This is a genomic window from Ruegeria sp. J8 (assembly GCF_056531925.1).
This window is the reverse complement of the sequence record NZ_JBQFMR010000002.1, coordinates 185,007-206,231: the sequence shown is the minus strand read 5'-3', so window position 1 is coordinate 206,231 and position 21,225 is coordinate 185,007. Positions and strand designations below refer to the sequence as shown.

Annotated in this window: 22 protein-coding genes; 13 read left to right on the top strand and 9 right to left on the bottom strand. The window is 59.9% G+C overall.

All coding sequences use genetic code 11. The annotated features are described in order from the left end of the window. Positions 1-43 precede the first annotated feature (43 nt). Genes ACR0L1_RS04520 through ACR0L1_RS04505 form a run of 4 tightly spaced genes read left to right on the top strand, consistent with a single transcriptional unit; the run spans position 44 to position 4,870 of the window. A complete protein-coding gene (locus tag ACR0L1_RS04520) occupies positions 44-2,833 on the top strand; it encodes a [protein-PII] uridylyltransferase family protein (RefSeq protein WP_480857387.1) in 2,790 nt (929 codons plus the stop codon). Further along, positions 2,820-3,089, top strand: a complete 270-nt coding sequence (locus tag ACR0L1_RS04515; protein ID WP_480502522.1) for a hypothetical protein — start codon at positions 2,820-2,822, stop codon at positions 3,087-3,089. The genes ACR0L1_RS04520 and ACR0L1_RS04515 overlap by 14 nt, the downstream gene beginning before the upstream one ends. A 39-nt stretch (positions 3,090-3,128) precedes the next feature. Continuing rightward, positions 3,129-4,331, top strand: coding sequence for an RSP_2647 family RNA methyltransferase (locus ACR0L1_RS04510; protein WP_480857385.1), 1,203 nt, complete (start codon positions 3,129-3,131; stop codon positions 4,329-4,331). Next, the gene (locus ACR0L1_RS04505; protein WP_480857383.1) at positions 4,328-4,870 is read left to right on the top strand and encodes an RSP_2648 family PIN domain-containing protein; all 543 of its coding nucleotides are present in this window, start codon (positions 4,328-4,330) and stop codon (positions 4,868-4,870) included. Before ACR0L1_RS04510 ends, ACR0L1_RS04505 begins: the two co-directional genes overlap by 4 nt. Positions 4,871-4,941: 71 nt before the next feature. Here ACR0L1_RS04505 and ACR0L1_RS04500 read toward each other — a convergent pair whose 3' ends face one another. Next, positions 4,942-5,631 (bottom strand): M48 family metallopeptidase, encoded by a 690-nt coding sequence (locus tag ACR0L1_RS04500; protein WP_170782571.1) that lies wholly within the window; start codon positions 5,629-5,631, stop codon positions 4,942-4,944. Between the two features lie 159 nt (positions 5,632-5,790). On the opposite strand from ACR0L1_RS04500, the gene trhA reads away from it, so the two are divergent. Then, on the top strand, positions 5,791-6,474 hold the full coding sequence (gene trhA / locus ACR0L1_RS04495) for a PAQR family membrane homeostasis protein TrhA (protein WP_170782981.1): 684 nt from the start codon (positions 5,791-5,793) through the stop codon (positions 6,472-6,474). Here trhA and ACR0L1_RS04490 read toward each other — a convergent pair. The 5 genes from ACR0L1_RS04490 to ACR0L1_RS04470 all read right to left on the bottom strand — a co-directional run bounded on the left by ACR0L1_RS04490 (position 6,463) and on the right by ACR0L1_RS04470 (position 10,577). Beyond that, on the bottom strand, positions 6,463-7,647 hold the full coding sequence (locus ACR0L1_RS04490; protein ID WP_170788751.1) for a vWA domain-containing protein: 1,185 nt from the start codon (positions 7,645-7,647) through the stop codon (positions 6,463-6,465). The two genes, trhA and ACR0L1_RS04490, sit on opposite strands and share 12 nt — an antisense overlap. 2 nt (positions 7,648-7,649) lie before the next feature. After that, on the bottom strand, positions 7,650-7,820 hold the full coding sequence (locus ACR0L1_RS04485) for a hypothetical protein (protein ID WP_170788750.1): 171 nt from the start codon (positions 7,818-7,820) through the stop codon (positions 7,650-7,652). 3 nt (positions 7,821-7,823) lie between these two features. Continuing rightward, the gene (locus ACR0L1_RS04480) at positions 7,824-9,188 is read right to left on the bottom strand and encodes a DUF2927 domain-containing protein (RefSeq protein ID WP_480857380.1); all 1,365 of its coding nucleotides are present in this window, start codon (positions 9,186-9,188) and stop codon (positions 7,824-7,826) included. Further along, a complete protein-coding gene (locus ACR0L1_RS04475; RefSeq protein ID WP_480857378.1) occupies positions 9,185-9,634 on the bottom strand; it encodes an N-acetyltransferase family protein in 450 nt (149 codons plus the stop codon). Before ACR0L1_RS04475 ends, ACR0L1_RS04480 begins: the two co-directional genes overlap by 4 nt. Positions 9,635-9,731: 97 nt before the next feature. Continuing rightward, positions 9,732-10,577 (bottom strand): AAA family ATPase, encoded by an 846-nt coding sequence (locus ACR0L1_RS04470; RefSeq protein WP_170788747.1) that lies wholly within the window; start codon positions 10,575-10,577, stop codon positions 9,732-9,734. A gap of 372 nt (positions 10,578-10,949) precedes the next feature. Between ACR0L1_RS04470 and dksA the strand changes: the two genes are divergently transcribed. After that, on the top strand, positions 10,950-11,372 hold the full coding sequence (dksA, locus tag ACR0L1_RS04465) for an RNA polymerase-binding protein DksA (RefSeq protein WP_170774521.1): 423 nt from the start codon (positions 10,950-10,952) through the stop codon (positions 11,370-11,372). 70 nt (positions 11,373-11,442) lie between these two features. After that, a complete protein-coding gene (locus tag ACR0L1_RS04460; protein WP_480857376.1) occupies positions 11,443-12,594 on the top strand; it encodes an FAD-dependent monooxygenase in 1,152 nt (383 codons plus the stop codon). Between the two features lie 4 nt (positions 12,595-12,598). Here ACR0L1_RS04460 and xth read toward each other — a convergent pair whose 3' ends face one another. Further along, positions 12,599-13,378: an exodeoxyribonuclease III gene (gene xth, locus ACR0L1_RS04455; protein ID WP_480857375.1), complete on the bottom strand. Its 780-nt coding sequence runs from the start codon at positions 13,376-13,378 to the stop codon at positions 12,599-12,601. A 284-nt stretch (positions 13,379-13,662) separates the two neighbouring features. Then, on the bottom strand, positions 13,663-13,986 hold the full coding sequence (locus tag ACR0L1_RS04450) for a HesB/IscA family protein (protein ID WP_170774515.1): 324 nt from the start codon (positions 13,984-13,986) through the stop codon (positions 13,663-13,665). A 76-nt stretch (positions 13,987-14,062) separates the two neighbouring features. Between ACR0L1_RS04450 and ACR0L1_RS04445 the strand changes: the two genes are divergently transcribed. Beyond that, positions 14,063-15,235, top strand: coding sequence for a deoxyguanosinetriphosphate triphosphohydrolase (locus ACR0L1_RS04445; protein ID WP_480857374.1), 1,173 nt, complete (start codon positions 14,063-14,065; stop codon positions 15,233-15,235). Here ACR0L1_RS04445 and ACR0L1_RS04440 read toward each other — a convergent pair. After that, positions 15,217-15,768 carry a putative pterin-binding protein gene (locus ACR0L1_RS04440; RefSeq protein WP_480857372.1) on the bottom strand — a complete coding sequence of 184 codons (552 nt, stop codon included), beginning with the start codon at positions 15,766-15,768 and terminating at the stop codon, positions 15,217-15,219. The two genes, ACR0L1_RS04445 and ACR0L1_RS04440, sit on opposite strands and share 19 nt — an antisense overlap. Positions 15,769-15,901: 133 nt before the next feature. On the opposite strand from ACR0L1_RS04440, the gene argS reads away from it, so the two are divergent. The 5 genes from argS (at position 15,902) to scpB (ending at position 21,219) form a co-directional block, all read left to right on the top strand. Further along, the gene (gene argS, locus ACR0L1_RS04435; RefSeq protein ID WP_170774509.1) at positions 15,902-17,647 is read left to right on the top strand and encodes an arginine--tRNA ligase; all 1,746 of its coding nucleotides are present in this window, start codon (positions 15,902-15,904) and stop codon (positions 17,645-17,647) included. 88 nt (positions 17,648-17,735) lie between these two features. Then, the gene (locus ACR0L1_RS04430; protein ID WP_480857371.1) at positions 17,736-18,788 is read left to right on the top strand and encodes an SPOR domain-containing protein; all 1,053 of its coding nucleotides are present in this window, start codon (positions 17,736-17,738) and stop codon (positions 18,786-18,788) included. Continuing rightward, complete coding sequence (nagZ, locus tag ACR0L1_RS04425; protein ID WP_480857369.1) at positions 18,785-19,792, top strand: beta-N-acetylhexosaminidase; 1,008 nt, start codon at positions 18,785-18,787, stop codon at positions 19,790-19,792. Before ACR0L1_RS04430 ends, nagZ begins: the two co-directional genes overlap by 4 nt. Continuing rightward, positions 19,782-20,576, top strand: coding sequence for a segregation and condensation protein A (locus ACR0L1_RS04420; RefSeq protein ID WP_170788739.1), 795 nt, complete (start codon positions 19,782-19,784; stop codon positions 20,574-20,576). Before nagZ ends, ACR0L1_RS04420 begins: the two co-directional genes overlap by 11 nt. Beyond that, positions 20,569-21,219 (top strand): SMC-Scp complex subunit ScpB, encoded by a 651-nt coding sequence (gene scpB / locus ACR0L1_RS04415; protein WP_170782557.1) that lies wholly within the window; start codon positions 20,569-20,571, stop codon positions 21,217-21,219. The genes ACR0L1_RS04420 and scpB overlap by 8 nt, the downstream gene beginning before the upstream one ends. Positions 21,220-21,225: the final 6 nt, after the last annotated feature.

Sequence of the window (21,225 nt, the reverse complement as noted above, 5' to 3'; positions counted from 1 at the left end):
TTGAAATCAGGCCATCTCTGATCATTGTGATGCAGGAGGCCGCATGACCGACGCTCTGACAATTCACCGAATGCCGCGCCCGTTTGATCCGGCTTTGGGCGATGAGGCGCGCGCAACGGTCCCCGATGCTACGCCGCAGCAGGGCGAATTGATTGCGGGCGTTGCAGGCTCAAGCCCGTACCTCAAAGGGTTGATTGATCGGGAAAAAGACTGGCTGGCGCAGGCGTTGCACAATCCCGATCAAGCCTTGGCCGAGGTAATGTCCGCCGCGCGCGCACTGCCACCGGATCAACTGAAGCCCGGTTTACGGCAAGGCAAGCGGCGGATGGCGCTGCTGACCGCGCTGGCCGATGTAGCAGGGGCATGGCCGCTAGAAAAAGTCACCGCTGCGCTGACGGATTTCGGCGCGCTGGCGGCTGATGTGGCCGCCAAGGCCGAGATCGCGGCGCTGATCCGGCGCGGTAAACTGCCCGGTATGGTCGAGGACGACGTTGAGACCGCCGCCGGGATGATCATTCTGGCCATGGGCAAGATGGGCGCGCATGAGCTGAACTACAGCTCGGATATCGACCTGATCGTGCTGTTCGATGAGACCCGGTTTGACCCGGATGATTTCTATGAGGCCCGGCATGGCATGGTGCGTGCCACGCGGAACTTCTGCGCCACGCTCAGCGACAAAACCGCCGATGGCTATGTGTTCCGCACTGATCTGCGCCTGCGCCCTGATCCGGGGGTGACGCCCGTATGTATGGCCGCCGAGGCCGCCGAGCGGTATTACGAAAGTCTGGGCCGCACTTGGGAGCGTGCCGCCTATATCAAAGCGCGCCCCTGTGCAGGGGACATCGCAGCAGGGCAGCGATTTCTGGATACGTTGCGCCCCTTTGTCTGGCGGCGGCATCTGGATTTTGCCGCGATTCAGGACGCCCACGACATGCGCTTGCGCATCCGCGAGAACAAGGGCACCGGGGGCGCTCTGACCATTCCGGGCCATGATATGAAACTGGGGCAGGGTGGCATCCGCGAGATCGAATTCTTTACCCAGACCCGCCAGTTGATCGCAGGAGGGCGTGACCCAGACCTGCGCGTCCGCGGCACGGTGCCGGGGCTGGCCGCGTTGTCCGAAAAAAGCTGGGTCCCGCAGGAGGTCGCCGACAAACTGACCAACCATTACCGCGCTCATCGCGAGGTCGAGCATCGCATCCAGATGATCCACGACGCCCAGACCCATAAGGTGCCGCAATCCGACGAAGGAATCGAACGCGTCGCCTGCCTAATGGGGATCAGCAGCGAAGATCTGTCCTCCGACCTGACCCGCCGCCTGACCCAGGTGCATGAACTGACCGAAGGGTTCTTCGCCCCCGGAGCTGCGGCCCCCGCGCCGACCCCCGAGGTCGCCTTTGACGAAGGCGTCATGGCGCGCTGGCCGACCTATCCGGCGCTGCGCTCGCAACGGGGCGCGCGTATATTCGAGCGACTGAAACCAGAACTGCTGTCGCGCCTCGCCAAGACCGCGAAACCGGATGAGGCGCTTCTGGCACTCGACGGGTTCCTGTCGGGCTTGCCTGCAGGCGTGCAACTGTTTTCGCTGTTCGAGGCCAACCCACATCTGATCGATTTATTGGTCGATATCGTGGGGACATCTCACGCGCTGGCCACGCACCTTTCGAGCAATGCCTCGGTTTTTGACGCGGTGATTGGCGGCAGCTTCTTTGACGACTGGCCGGGGCAGGCGGCCTTGCAGGCCGATCTGGAGCAGGCGCTTGCGCAAGAGTCGGATTACGAGACGCAGCTAGATTTCGCCCGACGCTGGTGCAAGGAATGGCATTTCCGCATTGGTGTTCACCACCTGCGCGGGCTGATCGACGGGGCGCAGGCCGGGCAGCACTATGCCGATCTGGCTAGTGCCGTGATTGCCGCGCTTTTGCCGCATGTGGCCGGGCAATTCGCCCGCAAACACGGGCCGGCGCCGGGACGCGGGGCGGCGGTGCTCGGAATGGGCTCGATCGGGGCCGGGCGGATCAATTCGCAATCCGATTTGGACATGATCGTGATCTATGACCCGCTGGATCAGGACATGTCCGACGGTCCGCGCCCGCTGGCGACACGTACCTACTACGCGCGGTTCACGCAGGCGCTAATCACGGCCTTGTCTGCGCCCATGTCGCAGGGGCGGCTCTATGAGGTCGACATGCGTCTACGCCCTTCGGGCAATCAGGGGCCGGTGGCAACCAGTTGGGCCAGTTTCACTAACTACCAGCAGAATGAAGCATGGGTCTGGGAACACTTGGCCCTGACCCGCGCCCGTGTTGTGGCCGGGGCCGCTGATCTGGCGCAGGATATCGAAGCCTTCCGCGCCGAATTCCTGACCCGTCCCCGCGATACTGCGAAGGTGCTGCGCGAGGTGGCCGAGATGCGCACGCGGCTCGCTGCCGCCAAGTCTCCGGCCGGTATCTGGGATGCCAAGAACGGCTCGGGTCGGATGATGGATATCGAACTGATGGCAGAGACGGGCGCGTTGTTGTCCGGTCTGCCTCAGCGGGATGTTCATACGGGGCTGGATGGCGCGGTCGCTGCCGGGCTGCTGGATGTCGCGCAGGCGCAAACGCTGAAGGATTGCTATGATCTATGCTGGTCGGTGCAATGCGCGGCCCGGCTGCTGTCGGGCAAGGTGATCGAGGCCGACAAGATCGGCGAAGGTGGCACCGCTTTCCTGTGCCGGGCCACCGGGTTTGAACAGGTCGACCAGCTTCAGGCCGCGCTGCAGGACAGTTACGACACCGCCGCCGGGATCATCGGCCGCGTTATTTCGGAGGATACTCATGGCGCGCAGTGACGACCCCAATGACCACAAGGGCCTGATCCGCGAGGCATATAATATGGAGGGCATCACCTTGCCCGAGTGCCGTAGCATCTTTCTGGACTGGGCACTCAGCCTGCCTGTGGATCGGGATCAGACGCAGGCGCTGACCGATCTGCACTCGATCTACGCGGCGCAGGCGGATCACCCGATGACGCAGGTGCTGGCCGAGGGGCTGCAGGCAGCACAAAAACCCAAACGCCGGGGCGGCTGGAAATCCCGCAACCGCTAGGGCTTTTCCCCGCGCGCCGGAGCCACTAAGAGAGGCGGCATGACCCAAACCGCCGACCGACCCCGTATCCGCCTGAAACCCAAAGCCAATGCGCGCGGCCTGCGCCACGGGTTCCCCTGGGTCTATGCCAATGATATCGTCACCGACCGCCGCACCCGCAAAATCCCGGCAGGGGCTTTGGCCGTGTTAGAGGATGAAAAACGCGCGCCCATCGCGTTGGTTGCAATAAACCCCGAGTCCAAGATCATGTGCCGCGTGTTGGACCGCGATCTGGATGCTGATTTAAACGCCACGTGGTTCGAAACCCGCCTGCGCCGCGCGCTAGACATGCGCGAGCGCCTGTTCGACGCGCCCTATTACCGTCTGATCCACGCTGAAGCCGATGGCTTTCCCGGTGTGATCATTGACCGCTTTGGTGACGCCTGCGTCATCCAACCCAACGCGGCGTGGGCCGAAGCGCATCTGGACACTCTGACCGACGCGCTGGTCGCCGTGACCGGCGTGACCACGGTGCTGAAAAACGCCTCGGGCCGGACACGCGGGCTTGAAGGGCTAGACGATGTGAACCTCACCCTGCGCGGCACGGCCCCCGATGCGCCACTGCCAGTGCCTATGAATGGCGCGACCTATATGGCCGACCTGACCGGCGGCCAGAAAACCGGGCTGTTCTATGATCAGCGCCCCAACCACGCCTTCGCGGCGCGTCTGGTTCAACCCGGCGCGCAGGTGCTGGATGTGTTCAGCCATGTGGGCGGGTTCGGTCTGGCGATGCTGGCAGGCGGAGCGGGGCAAGCGCTGTCCGTCGATGGTTCAGCCGCCGCACTGGACCTGGCCACTCAGGGCGCGCAGGCGTCTGGCTGTGCCGACCGGTTCCAAACCCGCCAAGGCGATGCCTTCGACGTTCTGACCCAATTGGGTGAAGAGGCCGCGCAATTCGATGTGGTGATCTGCGACCCGCCCGCCTTTGCGCCCTCGAAACAGGCGCTGGACGCGGGGCTGCGCGCCTATGAGCGCATCGCGCGTCTGGCCGCGCCGCTGGTCAAACCGGGCGGCTATCTGGGCCTGTGTTCGTGCTCGCATGCCGCTGATCTGGGTCGTTTCCGCGACGCCTCATCCCGCGGGATCGGTCGAGCAGAGCGGCAAGCGCAACTGATCCACACGGGCTTTGCCGGCTCCGACCACCCGCAACTGCCGCAACTGGCGGAAAGCGGCTACCTCAAAGCCGTGTTCTACCGGCTGTGAGGGCGGTTCTGGATACATGCGTCATCTACCCCACGGTGATGCGAGAGATGCTACTGGGCGTGGCAAAACTGGGTCATTTCGAACCCATCTGGTCGGCGCGCATCCTCGAAGAATGGGCCCGTGCCGCCCGCAAACTGGGCCCCACGGGCGAGGTACAGGCCCGCGCCGAAATCGCCCTGACACAATCGCACTGGCCCAAGGCGGAACGCGCGGCGCAACCGGGCGTGGAACAGCGCCTCTGGCTACCCGATGCCGCCGATGTCCACGTTCTGGCCACCGCCATAACCTCGTCGTCAGATGCGATCATCACCATGAATGCCAAGGACTTCCCCCGAAACATCCTGTCGGATGAGGGCCTGATCCGCCAAGACCCAGACACGCTGCTGCATGGCTTCTGGAAAGCCGACCCGCAAGGCCTCTCGGATACCGCCCACCGAGTCCTCACGCAAGCCAACCACCTCTCAGGTGACCAATGGACCCTGCGCGCGCTGATGAAAAAAGCTCGTCTCCCGCGTTTGGGCAAAGCCCTCACGACCTAATCCCGATCCGCCCTTCATCTGGCTAAAAATATCCCGGGGAGTGTGAGGGGCTGGCCCCTCACAGCCGAAACCTATCCACCCGCACCCCAACGCTGCTCCAACGCCTCCAGCGCCGCAATTCGTTCATCTGTCTTGGGATGGCTCATCAACCAGGCGGGCGTGACACCTGCGCGTTGCTCGGTCAGTTCCTCAAGCTTGTGAAACAGAGATTTCTGCGGCCCGATCCCAATTCCTGCCTTGGTCAACAACGCGGCGGCGTATTCATCCGCCTCATATTCATCGCCACGTGACAAGCGCGAGGCCAGCAGATGCGCGAGCATATTAGCGAGCCATGCGCCAACAAACGGAATGAACCGGTTCAACACCATCATCAACGCCGTCCGCAGTGCATTCTGACCGGAAAAATCAATCATCCGCCGCCGCGCATGACCCAAGGCCACATGGCCCAGCTCATGCGCGATCACGCTGGCCATCTCCTCGGCCGAGACGTCTCCATTGCGGAACTTGCGATAGAACCCGCGTGTGATGAAAATCCGTCCATCCGGTGCGGCCAGCCCATTCACAGGGTCGATCTCATAGATATAAACCGGCACACGTTCGATCTCGAGCGCGGCGGCCAATCGGTCAGTCATGCGTTTTAGAGCGGGATCCGCCAACTCTGTAGATTTCGCATCCAACTCGCGATGGGTGCGCCAGACGGAAATCCGGTACATGACAACGGCATAAGCAATCGCCAGCAAGATCGGAGTTAATCGCAGCATACCTCAGATATGGGGGGCGATCGGGCCGAGGGCAACAAAAAATCGGGGCTGAAACGATCACGATGCCCTAGCTCGCGTGACATCAATCTAGGGTGAGGTCGCCTGAAACGACTGAGCCTTTGCTTGCCGCGCGAGGAGTTGCGCCATACCCTTGTTATCATGTGGTCTTTTGCAGAAATCCGCCCATCTTACAGCCGCGCCGAGCGTATCAGCGACGGGTTTGTGCATATTCTGGGCGTCAGCGCCGCCAGCATCGCGGTTCCTACGCTCATTTTCTTGACGGTTCAGTACCGCACCGAGCCCGCCGCGATACTGGGCGTTTCAGTTTATGGGGTCACGCTTATTCTGATGCTGTCGCTTTCGGCAGCTTACAACATGGTGCAATCGGACAGGTGGGGGCATGTATTGCAGCGGTTGGACCATTCCGGAATCTATGTGAAAATTGCTGGAACCTATACGCCATTCATATTGATTTCGGGCGTACAGTCGCCGGGTTTGTTGATTGGTTTGTGGTCTTCGGCAACGCTTGGGTCGGCCCTGAAGATGATTGACCCGCATCGCTTTCGATGGTTTGGGTTGGGGCTCTACGTTTTAATGGGGTGGGCCGTCGTCTGGGCGGGGCAATCTCTGCTAGCGGACCTGTCCCATCCCGTTATCTGGCTGATGGTCGCAGGCGGCATTGTCTACACGACCGGGATTGCCTTTTACCTGTTGGACTGGCTGCCTTTTCACAACACGATCTGGCATGTTTTTGTTCTGACAGGCAGCGTTCTGTTTTTTGCCGCCGTTTCCGCGCATACGGCATGGGCCCCGGCGTTACCGAGCGAACCTTTATCGCGTTAGCTCGCGCATGCCCTGTTCCAGCCCAGCCAAGGTCATCGGCACCATGCGGTCCTCGAAAATCTCGCGGATCATGTTAACGGAATGAGTGTATTCCCAGTATTTCTCGGGCACTGGGTTGATCCACAGGTTTGAATTCCACTGGTCTCGTGCGCGTTGCAGCCAGACCTGACCTGCCTCTTGGTTCCAGTGCTCATTCGCCCCGCCGGGGTAGGCGATTTCATAGGGGCTCATGGAGGCATCGCCTACGAAAATACATTTGTAATCGGGGCCGTAGGTGCGCAGCACCTCATGGGTGGGGGTCTGCTGATCCCAGCGGCGGGCGTTGTCGCGCCAGACGCCTTCGTACAAGCAGTTGTGGAAGTAGTAATATTCCAGATGCTTGAACTCGGTCCGCGCGGCCGAGAACAGCTCTTCGACCACCTTGATATGCGGGTCCATTGAGCCGCCCACGTCCAGAAACAGCAGCACTTTGACCGCGTTGTGACGTTCGGGCCGGGTTTTGACGTCCAGATAACCGTGTTCGGCGGTGGCGCGGATGGTGCCGTCAAGGTCCAGCTCATCCGCCGCGCCCTCGCGTGCCCAACGGCGCAGGCGTTTCAGGGCGACTTTGATGTTGCGGGTACCCAGTTCGACCGTGTCGTCCAGATTCTTGAATTCGCGCTTGTCCCAGACCTTGACCGCGCGCTGATGGCGGCTTTCCTTCTGGCCGATGCGCACGCCCTCGGGGTTATAGCCATACGCCCCGAACGGAGAGGTCCCGGCAGTGCCGATCCATTTGTTGCCGCCCTGATGGCGGCTTTCCTGATCCTTGAGACGCTCTTGCAGCGTCTCCATCAGTTTTTCGAACCCGCCCATGGCCTCGATCTCGGCCTTTTCGTCCTCGGACAGGTGCTTTTCGGCCATCTTGGCCAGCCACTCGGCGGGGATGTCCACGGCCTCGATCACCTGATCAAAGCTGATCTCTTCCAAGCCCTTGAAACTTGCAGCAAAGGCCTGATCGAACTTGTCGATATTGCGCTCGTCCTTCACCATCGAAACGCGGGCGAGGTAGTAGAATGCCTCGACATCATAGGTGGCTAGGCCCTTTTTCATGCCTTCCAGAAAGGTCAGATATTCGCGTAGTGAGACGGGAATACGGGCTTTGCGGAGGTTTTCGAAGAAGGGCAGGAACATGGCTACGCGATCAGTCGGACGAGAATGAGGGACAGGACGAGACCCACCAACGAAAAGGCGATGCCGTAGCCCGCAGCGTATTGCGCCATATCCGCGCCGCTGCCATTACGTCTGCGTGCCGTCAGTGCCCCGAGGATTGCCCCCAGTATCGCCATTCCCAGAACTACGACCATGCGTTAACCGCCTCTGTTATTGGACGGCGCTTCTGCAACCTCTTGCATCAACGACCGGACCACCGTTTCCGAGCCAAAGCCGTAGCGTGCCCATCCCAGACTGTCCAGCCTGACGGAACGTGCCTCGACCGGGCGTCCGGCCTGATTCAGCGCCTCGGATTTCAGCAGCAGCAGCGTCGCAAGTTGCGAGGCATTCTCGGCGCGGGTCATCACGTCGATGGCTTTGTCCAATTCGGGCAGGAAGTCGGGACCGCTGCCTTGCGCCAGCGCATAGGCGCCAAGCTGCGTGGTAATGTAGGCCTGATGCACCTCAGTACTCGGTGACGTGCGCAGAAATTGCAGCGCGATATCATATTCGCGCAAAGCGGCTTGCGGGTTGTCAAATTGCCCCATGCGCCCCATCAGGTAGTGCGGATAGGCGCGGCGGTGGTCGGTCCAGCCCTGTTCCTGTCCGATCTGCGCGGCGCGCTGGGCAGAGCGTAGCCGGGCCTGCACGTTGCGGTTGGGGTTCAGCGATTTTTGCACCGCCCTGATCCATTCACGCGGGGTTTCTGAAGGGGGACCTACGGGCTGGACTTCGCCGTTTGGGTTCAGACGGCGTAGAATGCCGGGGATAACGGCTTCGACTTGTTCACGGCTCATGCCGCTGCGCAAGTCAGGCGAGTAGGTGGCGCGCAGCATCAGCATATCGAACCCGGTCAGAACGGTATGTATGTTGTCATCGTTAAAGACTGAATCCGGCAGGTGATACAGGTCGTTCAGCGGCCCCAGAGCCTGTGCAATCTCTTCGTGCAGGCAATCGCGCTTTTCCTGCGGGCTGGCATCGTAGGGGATGAAAATCCCCAGTCGCTGCCGGTCTTGCAGCCGGACCCAACTGCTTTTCTTCTTGCGCCGATCCCGGCTGTATTCCTCGAAACTGGAGGCGTTCGGGACGACGAAACAGGCGGCTTGCGGCAGGATATCCTGAATTTGGTCCTGAGTGACGGCCTCGATGGTGATATTTGCCTGACCTTCGGGGATTTGCTTGATGTCGATCCGGGCTTCGCGGCGCAGACGGTTGAGCAACCGGGTCAAGTCCTGCTGCATCGACGGAGTAACCTGGCCGGTCAGGCGCACCGTTACGGGCCCCTCGAAGCGAGTAAAGACCGGTAGGGGCGTGCCGCTTTCCAGCGCAAAGTGAAGTGATACGAAATCGCGCGCCATATCGGCATTTGCCCGACCGGGCGGGGTAGGGCGCGGGGTTACAAAGGCCTTTGGGGGCGGCAGCCCTTCAACTGTGGGCTTCACCCGGCTGGGTGGTTCTGGGACGGAAACAGCCGTACATCCAGCCAATGCCAAACCGAACACAAGAGCAGCCCAGCGGATCATGCGCGTTGATACCGAATGAAAGGTGTCTGTTTGCCGATCCGATCATACAATTTGCGAGCGGTATGGTTGAATTCTTGCGTCAGCCAATAGACCGATGGCGCGCCTTGTCGGTCAGCCTCTTCATACACGGCTTGAATTAGCGCGCGTCCAACGCCGGTTCCGCGCGCCTCGGGACGGGCGAACAGATCCTGAAGGTAGCAGACACTTTCCTCTTTCCACGCATGGCGGTGAAACAGGTAGTGCGTCAGGCCGACCAAACCATCGGAGCTTTCGGCAACAAAGCACGAGAAATCATGCGGATCATCCCCTAAAAGCCGCGCGAATGTGCTGTCATAGGTGCTGTCGGGTACGGATGTTTCGTAGAACGCCAGATAATCGCGCCACATCTCAGCCCATTCGGCCCGGTCATCGGGCCGCAAGGCACGGATCGTAAGGGTGTCAGACACTCAGATTGCCCCATCTGCTCGGATGCCCGACAGTCGGGCGATCATGTGCCAATGCTGACAGCCCGCTTGCCGTAAGGCAAGGCTGATCACTGGATGTTCAGCGTTTGCTACGCGCCATAAAGGCCAGACGTTCGAACAGATGAACATCCTGCTCATTTTTCAGCAGCGCGCCATGTAACTTGGGCAGCGCATTCGCCCCGTCGCGTTTCAGATCCTCGGCGGTCAGATCCTCGGCCAGCAGCAGCTTGAGCCAGTCCAGCACTTCCGAGGTCGAGGGCTTTTTCTTCAGCCCCTGCGTCTCACGGATTTCATAGAACTGTGTCAGCGCGGTGGTCAGCAGGGCATCCTTGATCCCAGGGTGATGGACCTCGACGATGCGGCGCATCGTGGTCTCATCTGGGAAGCGGATATAGTGAAAGAAACACCGGCGCAGGAAGGCGTCGGGCAGTTCCTTTTCGTTATTCGAGGTGATGATCACAATAGGCCGGTTCTTGGCTTTGATTGTCTCACCAGTCTCGTAGACATGGAACTCCATCTTATCGAGTTCCTGCAGCAGGTCGTTGGGAAATTCGATATCGGCCTTGTCGATCTCATCAATCAGCAGCACGACCTTTTCGTCGGCGTCGAACGCCTGCCACAGCTTGCCCTTGCGGATATAGTTCGACACGTCATGCACGCGTTCATCGCCCAGCTGGCTGTCGCGCAGACGGCTGACGGCGTCATATTCATACAGGCCCTGTTGGGCGCGGGTGGTGGACTTTACGTTCCACTCGATCATCTTCAGACCCAGCGCACCAGCTACCTGCTTGGCCAGTTCGGTCTTACCGGTGCCCGGCTCGCCCTTGACCAGCAAAGGCCGTTCCAAAGTGACCGCGGCGTTGACGGCGATGGTCAGATCATCGGTGGCAACATATTCGGCTGTGCCTTGAAAGCGTGCGGTCATTGGGGCCTCATGATAGGTCGCGCAGGTTGTGCCTTTGGGGTTACAGAGGGGCGAAGATTTTTACAACCCACGTCGCTGCGTCGCCCGATGCGGAATTGACCAGCAACTCCAAGGGCTTTGCTTGATTCGTGCGCTAACACACCCTGAGGCAATATAAAGTTTGCCCAGAAATCGCCCGCACTTTTTCACAGAAAAACAAGGTTTTGTCATTAGTTGTCTCATATTTAGACGCTTTAGGATTACACAACACAGGCGCGTCGTTTGCATAGTGACAATCCCCGCGCCGTCAGATAAACGCTCCGCAGAAGGGAATGCCTCATGTCTGGTGAAGAGAGAGCACTCGGCGTTGCAGGCCACACCGAGGGAGCAAAAATGAAGCAGGAAGTATTTCTGCCCGAAGATTATCGTCCAGCCGAAGACGAACCATTTATGAACGACAAGCAGCTTGAGTATTTTCGTCGTAAGCTGCTGGACTGGAAGACTGAACTTTTGGCAGGCAGCCGCGACACGATCGAAGGTCTGCAAGACAACACTCGTAACATTCCGGACGTCGCAGACCGCGCGAGCGAGGAAACCGATCGCGCGCTGGAACTGCGCACCCGCGACCGTCAGCGCAAGCTGGTGGCCAAGATCGACTCGGCTCTGCGCCGGATTGATGAGGGCGAGTACGGCTATTGCGAAATGACGGGTGATCCGATCTCGCTGCGGCGTCTGGATGCGCGCCCGATCGCGACCATGACGCTTGAGGCGCAAGAGCGTCACGAACGCCGCGAGAAGGTCCACCGCGACGATTGATCGCTGCGAAATTCGGAAATCTTTGACGCCGGGGCCTGTCGCCTCGGCGTTTTTGCGTTAAGCCTTGCGCATGAATAACGACGGTTTGAGTTTTGCCGTAATCGGCGGCGGTATTGGTGGTTTGGCGGCTGCTCTGGCCCTGCGCTTGAAGGGCGCGCAGGTGACGGTGCTGGAACAAGCACCAGCCCTGACCGAAGTGGGCGCGGGCCTTCAGATCAGCGCTAATGGCATGGCTGTGCTGCGTGCGCTGGGTGTTGAGCACACAGAGCCGCGTGTAGGACAACGCTCAAACGGAACGATTCTTCGCGACTACCGCCGAGGCCGCGTCATCAGCCGTATTCCGCCCCCGACGGCCGGCCCGACCTACTACTACCATCGCGCCGATCTATTGGATCTGTTGGCGAAGGCCGCGCGAAACGCGGGGGTCGATATTCGGTTGGGTGCTCAAGTGTCGCAGGTGATCAAACATCCTGGCGAAGTCGAAGTGGTTTTACAAAGCGGTGAGCGATTGCGCACCGAATGCGCCATCGCTGCAGACGGAGGACGCAGCATTCTGCGTCCGATCCTGAACGGAGAGGAACAGCCGCAATTCACCCGCCAAATCGCCTGGCGTGCAACGATACCATGGGCTCAACGCGACCGAGCGCCATGTGCGTCACTGACAATGGGCCCGGGTCGCCATGTGGTCTTGTACCCTCTACGTGACCAGCAAATGATGAATGTGGTAGCAATCGAGGAACGCTCGGACTGGACAGATGAAAGTTGGCGCAGGGAAGGTGATCCTGACGATCTTAGGGCGCGCTTTCAGGATTTCGGCGGCCCAGTGCGGGAGGTGCTGACCGAGGTTGCGCAAACCCACCTTTGGGCCCTTTACCTGCGGCCGGTGGCGCAAAGTTGGCAGAACGGTCGGCTTGCTTTGCTGGGGGACGCTGCCCACCCCACACTACCTTTCATGGCGCAGGGGGCATGTCTTGCGTTGGAGGACGCCTGGATCTTGGCGCGTGCATTTTCTGAGCAATCAGGAGTGACCCAGGCGCTTTCGGTCTACGAGACTACCCGCCGCCCCAGAGCCCGCAACGTCGTGGCCACCGCTGGTGCCAATGCCCGCAATTTCCACTTGCGCGGACTGATGCGTCTGGGCGCGCAACTGGCCTTGTCCGTTATCGGTGGGAAATTGGCACGCAAATACGACTGGATCTACAACTACGACCCGACCGAATAAGGAATTAAAGATCGAGTTCCACCCAAACCGGAACGTGATCTGAAGGCTTTTCGTGCCCGCGTATCTCGGAATCAATCCGGCAATCGCGCATCAGATCTGCCGCCTGCGGGGTCAACAGGAAATGGTCGATGCGGATGCCGTCATTCCTGTTCCATGCCCCGGCCTGATAATCCCAAAAGGAATAGTGCCCAGGCCCCTGTGTGCGCGCCCGGAACGCCTCGGTAAAGCCGAGGTTCAGGATTTTACGAAATGCCGCCCGGCTTTCAGGCCGAAACAGAGCATCCTCCCGCCATGCCTCGGGACGTGCGGCGTCTTCGGCCTGAGGAATGATGTTGTAATCCCCGGCCACCAGTGCCGGCTCTTCACCAGCAATCAGCTCCTGCGCGCGCTGAAAAAGGCGCTCCATCCAGGCAAGCTTATAGTCATATTTCGGTCCCGGAGCCGGATTGCCGTTAGGCAGATACAAACCGCAAATCCGCAACGAGTGCTTTCCGACGACCGTCGCCTCAATCCACCGCGCTTGTTCGTCGTCATCGTCGCCCGGTAGCCCTCGTGATACATCCTCAAGCGGGAATTTTGAAAGGATCGCTACGCCGTTAAAGCTTTTCTGCCCGTGGGTTTCGACATTGTAGCCCCGGTCTTCGAAAAGTTCCTTGGGAAAGTTCTCATCCACCGACTTGATCTCTTGCAGCAACACGATGTCGGGCTGCGCGTCATCCAGCCAACGGGGCAGAGCCTCAATCCGTGCTTTGATACCGTTGATGTTGAATGTGGCGATTTTCATGCGCAATCCTCCAGAGCCATTGGCAACCTATCGCGCAGAATGAACGCAGCGGCAAGATGGCGGAGGCCTGGGGAGCGAGGCTCTGCCTCGCGCTCCGGGATATTTTTAGCCAGATGAAGAAACGGATCGTTAACCAATCCGTGCGATCTCTAATATGCGGTACAGGCGGGGACGCCGATGACCGCGCCAGGTGAAGCTCTCCGGCATTGAGGTCGGAGAGCGGATCCCTTCTTCGTCTGGCTATAAATATCCTGGGGGTGTGGGGGCAACGCCCCCGCCTTTGCTTACATGGAAAATGATGTGCCGCAGCCGCACGATGAGGTCGCGTTCGGGTTTTCGATCACAAACCGTGCACCGATCAGTTCCTGTGTAAAGTCTATGACCGCGTTTTCCAAAAACGGCAACGAGACCGAGTCCACGATGACTTTCTGTCCTTTACCCTCAAGGATCAGATCATCCTCTTTCGGTTCGTCCAGGGCGATCTCGTATTGGAACCCGGAACAGCCGCCGCCTTCTACCGCGACGCGCAGGGCTTGTCCCTGATCCGCAGCGCCGATTTCAGCCAGACGGTCGAAGGCGCGTTCGGTGACTGTTGGGGGCAGATTCATGCCACGCTCCAAAGGTTTATTTCTGTACCACACTACCATATAGAAAACCCAAGGACAGGCGACAAGGACAAGACCTTTGGAAAGAGCGGGTTTTGCCTCGGACCCCAGTCGCGCGCGAGGGCGGTTGGTGCCAGAGGAAGAGAGCAGTTTTCGGTCATGCTTTCAGCGCGATCGTGACAGGATCATTCATGCCAGCGCGTTTCGGCGGCTCAAGCACAAGACGCAGGTTTTTGTGGAGCATGAAGGGGATAGCTATCGCACCCGCCTGACGCATTCCATTGAGGTGGCGCAGGTGGCGCGGACTATTTCCGGTGCTTTGGGCCTTAACCCGGAACTGACCGAGGCCGTCGCTTTGGCTCATGATTTGGGTCATACACCATTTGGTCATACGGGTGAGGATGCGTTGCATGCCATCATGCAGCCCTATGGTGGCTTCGATCACAATGCACAAGCCATTCGTATCGTGACCAAGCTGGAGCGGCACTATGCCGAGTTCGATGGCTGCAACCTGACATGGGAGACGTTGGAAGGGATTGCCAAGCACAACGGCCCAGTTGAGGGCGTGTTGCCTTGGGCGTTGGCAGAGTGCAACGGCGTTTTTGATCTGGAACTGCACACCCATGCCAGCGCCGAGGCGCAAGTGGCCGCATTGTCAGATGATATCGCTTATAACAACCATGATTTGCTGGACGGGCTGCGGGCGGATTTGTTCAGTGATGACGAAATTCAAACCCTGCCGATTGTGGGTACGTGCTATGCCGAGGTCGATCGTGCGTACCCAGCACTGGACCCGTATCGGCGCAGGCATGAGGCTTTGAGGCGCGTCTTTGGGGTCATGGTCTCGGATGTGATCGACACGTCCGCTGGGTTAATTGCCGAATCTGGTGCGCAATCGGTGGAAGATATCCGCCATTTGGGTCGCCCGGTGATCCAGTTCTCGGGGCAATTGTGGGCGCAGTTGCAGGACATCCGCGCCTTTCTGTTCACCCGGATGTATCGCGCGCCCTCGGTGATGGAAGTGCGGGCCGAAGTTAGCAAGATCGTCGAAGAGTTGTTCCCGATTTATCTCGGGGACCCCCGTCAAATGCCGGCCCGCTGGCACGCTGAGATTGAGGCGGCTGACAATGAAACCGCACTTGCCCGGATCGTGTCAGACTATATCGCCGGGATGACGGACCGGTTTGCGATACAGGATCATGTACGGTTGACAGGACGACCCCCGCCGACGGGTCACTCGATCCCGATATAGGCCAGCGCCCAGACCTGTTGGCTGGCTTGCGAGTCGGCTGCGTCGGCATCGTCGGTTGGCGGGAACACGATCATGGTGGGGCCATATCCTCCGACGCCCATCGGTTCACCGTCGGCATGGGTGGCTAAAATGGGTTTGTACGTCGAAATGCTGTCCCATGGGATTTCCGCCTGATACCCGTCCATTGCCATGGGACGTGCGGTTTTTCCTTCGGCTCCCGCAAGGATCATAACGTCCGACAGCAGCGGGCCACTGAAAGTGTAGTTGCGCTGATGATCGGGCGGGCCATAGGGAATAGTGATTTGAATCTGGGGTAGGCTGTCCAGCAGGGCCGCGTCAAACCCTGCTGCACCCTCATGGGTCACTTCGAGAAACCCAAGCAGCCCGCCATCATTCTCGCCCCGCGCCGGCAGGTTGGTTTCGCTGACAGCGCCACCCAATGTCACCAGCACATGTCCTTGCGGTGCGGGCATCTCGGCCAGAACGGGCAGGGCGGTGGACAGAAGCAGACTGAGGGATAGGGCGAGGCGCATCAATGGTCTCCGAATTTCGCGTTTCGGTCTGACTGTAGCGGGGATCGCGCCCAAACCAAGGTCAAACTTTAGGCATCCATTGACCTTACCGCGCTGCGTGATAAACCGCCGGGCAAGCAAAAGGACATCCGAAATGAACCTGTTTTCCGAGATACGCGCCCTTGTACTGGACGCGCTGGCGCAGATGCAGTCCGAAGGCGCGCTGCCCGAAGGGCTGAGCTTTGACAACGTGGCCGTTGAACCCCCGCGCGACGCGGCACATGGCGATATGGCGACCAACGCGGCGATGGTGCTGGCGAAACCTGCTGAGATGAAGCCGCGCGACATTGCCGATGTGCTGGCTGGTAAGCTGGCCGCTGATGAACGGATCACCAGCGCCGAGGTGGCAGGGCCGGGGTTTTTGAACCTGCGGCTGGCGCCGTCGGTCTGGCAGGGTGTGCTGACCGCCGTGCTGGAGCAGGGCACCGATTATGGTCGCTCGACCATGGGACACGGGCAGAAGGTGAACGTCGAGTATGTCTCGGCCAATCCCACCGGTCCGCTGCATGTAGGCCATACGCGGGGCGCGGTCTTCGGTGACGCCTTGGCAAGCCTGTTGGCTTATTCTGGCCATGAAGTTACGCGTGAGTATTACATCAACGATGGCGGCGCGCAGGTGGATGTACTAGCGCGTTCGGCCTATGAGCGGTATCGCGAGGCCAATGGCCTCAGCCCCGAGATTGCCGAGGGCCTCTATCCCGGTGACTATCTGATCCCGATCGGTGAGGCGCTGAAAGAGAAATACGGCGACAGCCTGATCGACAAGCCCGAAAGCGAATGGCTGGAAGACCTGCGCAACTTTGCCACCGATGCGATGATGGACCTGATCCGCGCTGATCTGAAGGCGCTGGGCGTCGAGATGGACGTGTTCTTTTCTGAGAAGTCCCTCTACGGCACAGGCCGGATCGAGGCTGCTCTGCAGTCGTTGACCGAAAAGGGCCTGATCTATGAAGGTGTGCTGGAGCCGCCCAAGGGTAAAAAGCCCGAAGATTGGGAGCCGCGCGAGCAGACTCTGTTCAAATCGACCGAACATGGCGATGACGTGGACCGCCCAGTCAAGAAATCGGACGGCGCGTGGACCTATTTCGCGCCCGATATCGCCTATCACTATGACAAGGTGAGCCGTGGCTTTGACGCTCTGATCGACGTGTTTGGTGCCGACCACGGCGGCTATGTCAAACGGATGAAGGCGGCTGTGTCGGCGCTGTCCGATGGCAAGGTGCCGCTGGATATCAAGCTGACCCAGTTGGTGAAGCTTTGGAAGAATGGCGAGCCGTTCAAGATGTCTAAACGGGCAGGGAACTTTGTCACTCTGCGCGATGTGGTGGATCAGGTGGGGCCGGATGTTACGCGTTTCGTCATGCTGACCCGCAAGAACGACGCGCCGCTGGATTTTGATTTCGACAAGGTGCTGGAGCAAAGCCGCGAGAACCCTGTGTTCTACGTGCAATACGCCCATGCCCGCGTCATGAGCGTTCTGCGCCGCGCGGCTGAGGCCGGGATCGCCGCAGATGATGCGACCCTCAAAGGGGCCGATCTGAGTAAGAACGATCACGCATCCGAGTTGACGGTTGCTAAAAAGCTGGCCGAATGGCCGCGTCTGGTGGAAATCGCTGCCCGCACGAACGAGCCGCACCGCGTTGCGTTCTACCTTTATGAACTGGCCGGAGACTTCCACGCGCTGTGGAACAAGGGCAACGACGAAACCCAACTGCGGTTCATTCAGGATGGCGATGTTGCCACAAGCCAGTCAAAAATCGCTTTGGCCCGTGCCGTTTCTGTTGTGATTTCAGCGGGCTTGGGTATTCTTGGCGTTACCCCGGCGCAGGAGATGCGGTAACAAAAACCGCCCGAACTGCCGGTACGAGGTAGGCAAGAAATGACCCGCGCGCCTTATTTTCCGGCGCGAAACGGGCGGTGAGGCGGACATGGCAAATAACGTTTACTCGGGGCAGATGCGTCCCGAGCAGATGCATTACACGAATCAACCCTCGGTTCAGGGCGGTTACGATTATTCCGACGACTTGCACGGGTATGAAGAGACGCCGCAGGCAGCGGGCTTGGGTCGGATCGTGAATTTTCTGGGCGCGGCCGCGTCCTTGGCTTTGGTCGCCGGTATCGCCGTTTGGGGCTATAAGTTGGTCATGCGCGATGTCAGCGGTGTTCCGGTTGTCCGCGCGATCGAAGGGCCGATGCGTATCCAGCCGGAAAATCCAGGTGGGACACCTGCAGATCATCAGGGCTTGGCGGTGAACGCAGTGGCAGCCGTCGGCACCGCTGCGCCGCCTGCAGATCGATTGATTTTGGCGCCGCGCCCCGTTTCGCTAACGGATGAAGACACGCCGGTTGAACCGCTGAAGCCCACACCGGCCGTGCACTTGGTGGAAGAAGAAATCTCTGATCAAGAGGCGGCGCAACTGCGCCAAGGTGCCGTGGATGCGGTGGTTGCTGAACTGGCGGACAAGCCAATTGAACAGCCACAGGACGGTGTGCAACTGGCGTCGCTTGCGCTTGACGACGAACCGGCGATTGACCCTGCGGACTACGCAGCGCAACTGCCGGACCCCGCAATTGCAGCGCTGCCCGGTGTGCGCCGGTCGCTGCGGCCCATCACACGCCCGGCACGCAGGATCAGCAACCCGATCACACCTAGCAGCAGCACCGAAGATGCCATCAATGCGGCTGTCAAAGCCGCTGTTGGCTTGGATGTCGACGCTAATACCCTTTCAAAGGGCACCCGTATGGCCCAGCTCGGGGCCTATGAAAGCACCCAGGTTGCGCAATCAGAATGGGATCGCCTGAACGGTCGATTCGGTGAGTATATGGTTGGAAAACAACGGGTTATTCAAAAAACCTCAAGCGGTGGACGCACATTCTATCGGCTGCGGGTTTTGGGTTTTGATGATCTGAGCGACTCGCGTCAGTTCTGTGCTGCGCTTCAGGCGCAGGGGGCTGACTGTATCCCGGTCGCAGCCCGGTGACATTCGGCGCTGCGATCTCTGACGCGGAAGGGCTGCGGCTTACATCCGACGAGAAAAAACTGTTCCGCGAGATGAACCCGTTCGGGTTCATCCTCTTTGCCCGAAATATCGACACCGCCGATCAAGTGCGCGCCCTGTGTGACGACTTTCGCGAGGCGGTGGGCCGCAACTGCCCGATAACGATTGATCAGGAAGGTGGACGCGTTCAGCGCCTGCGCGCGCCTTTGGCACGCGAATGGGCCCCGCCGCTGGATCATGCGGCTCGTGCTGGGGAACAGGCCGAACGGGCGATGTATCTGCGCTATCGCTTGATCGCGCTGGAATTGTTCGAGCTTGGGATCGACAGCAACTGTGCCCCGATGGTTGATCTGGCGCGTGACGACACCCATGCGTTCCTCAAGAACCGCTGCTATGGCTCTGATCCTAAACAGGTTGCGAAACTTGGCCGCGCGGTTGCCAAAGGGCATCTGGACGGCGGCGTTCTTCCGGTCATCAAACACATGCCCGGGCATGGCTTGTCCACGCTGGACAGCCACCATGACCTGCCGCATGTGGATCTGACTCAAGAAGCACTGGAAGGGGCCGATTTCGCACCGTTTCGCGCGCTGAACGACCTGCCGATGGGGATGACCGCACATCTAGTCTATGACCGGATCGACCCGCAACCGGCGACGATTTCACCTACGATGATCGGCCTGATCCGTGACAAGATCGGATTTGACGGGCTGATTATGACCGACGATATCTCGATGAAAGCCCTGTCCGGCGCGCCCGAAGAAATCGCCGGGCAAGCGCTGGCTGCGGGCTGCGACGTGGTTCTGCATTGCAACGGTACTTTTGAAGTCCGCGCCAAGGTGCTGGACGCCGTCGGAGAGATGACCCCACTAGCGCAAAAACGCGCCGAAAAAGCGCTGTCGATGCGGCAAAAGCCTGTGGAACTTGACATCGAAGCCGCCGAGGCGGAACTATCTGCCCTAATGGGCGGGCAGGTATATGAACGATAACCTTTTTAGCGAAGATCCGGTCTCGGTCGCGGATCGGCTTGTCGCCGAGGCGCTGATTGTTGACGTCGACGGGTTCGAAGGCCCATTGGACGTGCTGCTGACCCTGTCGCGGACGCAGAAAGTTGACCTGCGCAGAATCTCGGTTTTGGCGCTGGCGCAGCAATATCTGACCTTCGTTGAAAAAGCCCGTGCGCTGCGGATCGAACTGGCGGCGGATTATCTGGTCATGGCCGCTTGGCTGGCCTTTCTGAAATCCCGCCTGCTGCTGCCGCCCGATCCCGATGACGAAGGACCGTCTGGTGAGGAATTGGCCGCGCATCTGGCGTTCCAACTTGAACGCCTTCAGGCCATGCGCGACGCGGCTGCACGTCTGATGGCGCGGGATCAGTTGGGGCGTGATTTCTTCAAACGGGGGCAGGGTGAGGATGTCACTCGCATCCGCACCGTGACCTATTCAGCCACGTTGTTGGATCTGATGCAGGGTTATGCGCGCATCCGCACCCGCGATGAATTCCGACCCTTTGTCATGGACCGCGATGCTGTCTTTACCATGGAACAGGCGTTGGAACGGATGCGCCCCTTGATCGGGTTTGCGGGCGCCTGGACAGATATGGAGACCTATCTGCCCGACGGTTGGGATGCCGATCCGGTGCGGCGGCGCTCGGCCACGGCGGCGACGTTTGCGGCCTCGTTGGAGCTGGTGAAAGAAGGACATATGGAGATCAAGCAAAGCGAAACCTTTGCACCGATCCATCTGCGCAAGAGGACCGAAACACGTGACTGAAACCTCTGAGGAAACCGGCACCCTGTTCGAAGCGCCCCCCTTGGCCGAACAGGAACGTATGGTCGAAGCCGTGCTGTTCGCGAGTGCTGAACCCGTTTCGATCAGCGATCTTGAAGCCCGGATGCCCCACGGCAGCGACGCGGCACAAGCGGTTGATCTGCTGCGCAAGCGCTATGAAGGGCGCGGCGTGCGCGTTGTGCGCGTGGGAGAGGCCTGGGCCATCCGCACAGCCCCTGATCTGGGCTTTTTGATGCAAAAGGAAACGGTTGAGACACGAAAACTCAGCCGTGCCGCCATCGAAACGCTGGCCATCGTGGCCTATCACCAGCCCTGCACGCGGGCCGAGATCGAGGAAATCCGTGGCGTGTCCGTCTCGCGCGGGACCATTGACCAGTTGCTGGAAATGGAGTGGATCAGGCTGGGGCGTCGTCGCATGACACCGGGCCGTCCGGTGACATTTGTGGTTACGCCGCAGTTTCTGGATCATTTCGGGCTGGAAAACGCCCGCGACCTTCCAGGGCTTCAGGAATTGCGCGCCGCAGGGTTGCTGGAAAACAGGCCACCTCCGGGTACGATTCCCTTGGGAGAGGGCAGCGACGAAGAAGAAGATGAAGATCAGGTGGAACTGTTCGAGGAAGAGTGATCAAAC

What these genes read in the sequence shown, in the direction of transcription:
- ACR0L1_RS04520 (WP_480857387.1), top strand. Translation starts at nt 44, where the DNA reads ATGACCGACGCTCTGACAATTCACCGAATGCCGCGCCCGTTTGATCCG.
- ACR0L1_RS04515 (WP_480502522.1), top strand. Translation starts at nt 2,820, where the DNA reads ATGGCGCGCAGTGACGACCCCAATGACCACAAGGGCCTGATCCGCGAG.
- ACR0L1_RS04510 (WP_480857385.1), top strand. Translation starts at nt 3,129, where the DNA reads ATGACCCAAACCGCCGACCGACCCCGTATCCGCCTGAAACCCAAAGCC.
- ACR0L1_RS04500 (WP_170782571.1), bottom strand. Translation starts at nt 5,631, where the DNA reads ATGCTGCGATTAACTCCGATCTTGCTGGCGATTGCTTATGCCGTTGTC.
- trhA (WP_170782981.1), top strand. Translation starts at nt 5,791, where the DNA reads ATGTGGTCTTTTGCAGAAATCCGCCCATCTTACAGCCGCGCCGAGCGT.
- ACR0L1_RS04490 (WP_170788751.1), bottom strand. Translation starts at nt 7,647, where the DNA reads ATGTTCCTGCCCTTCTTCGAAAACCTCCGCAAAGCCCGTATTCCCGTC.
- ACR0L1_RS04485 (WP_170788750.1), bottom strand. Translation starts at nt 7,820, where the DNA reads ATGGTCGTAGTTCTGGGAATGGCGATACTGGGGGCAATCCTCGGGGCA.
- ACR0L1_RS04480 (WP_480857380.1), bottom strand. Translation starts at nt 9,188, where the DNA reads ATGATCCGCTGGGCTGCTCTTGTGTTCGGTTTGGCATTGGCTGGATGT.
- ACR0L1_RS04470 (WP_170788747.1), bottom strand. Translation starts at nt 10,577, where the DNA reads ATGACCGCACGCTTTCAAGGCACAGCCGAATATGTTGCCACCGATGAT.
- dksA (WP_170774521.1), top strand. Translation starts at nt 10,950, where the DNA reads ATGAAGCAGGAAGTATTTCTGCCCGAAGATTATCGTCCAGCCGAAGAC.
- ACR0L1_RS04460 (WP_480857376.1), top strand. Translation starts at nt 11,443, where the DNA reads ATGAATAACGACGGTTTGAGTTTTGCCGTAATCGGCGGCGGTATTGGT.
- xth (WP_480857375.1), bottom strand. Translation starts at nt 13,378, where the DNA reads ATGAAAATCGCCACATTCAACATCAACGGTATCAAAGCACGGATTGAG.
- ACR0L1_RS04450 (WP_170774515.1), bottom strand. Translation starts at nt 13,986, where the DNA reads ATGAATCTGCCCCCAACAGTCACCGAACGCGCCTTCGACCGTCTGGCT.
- ACR0L1_RS04440 (WP_480857372.1), bottom strand. Translation starts at nt 15,768, where the DNA reads ATGCGCCTCGCCCTATCCCTCAGTCTGCTTCTGTCCACCGCCCTGCCC.
- argS (WP_170774509.1), top strand. Translation starts at nt 15,902, where the DNA reads ATGAACCTGTTTTCCGAGATACGCGCCCTTGTACTGGACGCGCTGGCG.
- ACR0L1_RS04430 (WP_480857371.1), top strand. Translation starts at nt 17,736, where the DNA reads ATGGCAAATAACGTTTACTCGGGGCAGATGCGTCCCGAGCAGATGCAT.
- ACR0L1_RS04420 (WP_170788739.1), top strand. Translation starts at nt 19,782, where the DNA reads ATGAACGATAACCTTTTTAGCGAAGATCCGGTCTCGGTCGCGGATCGG.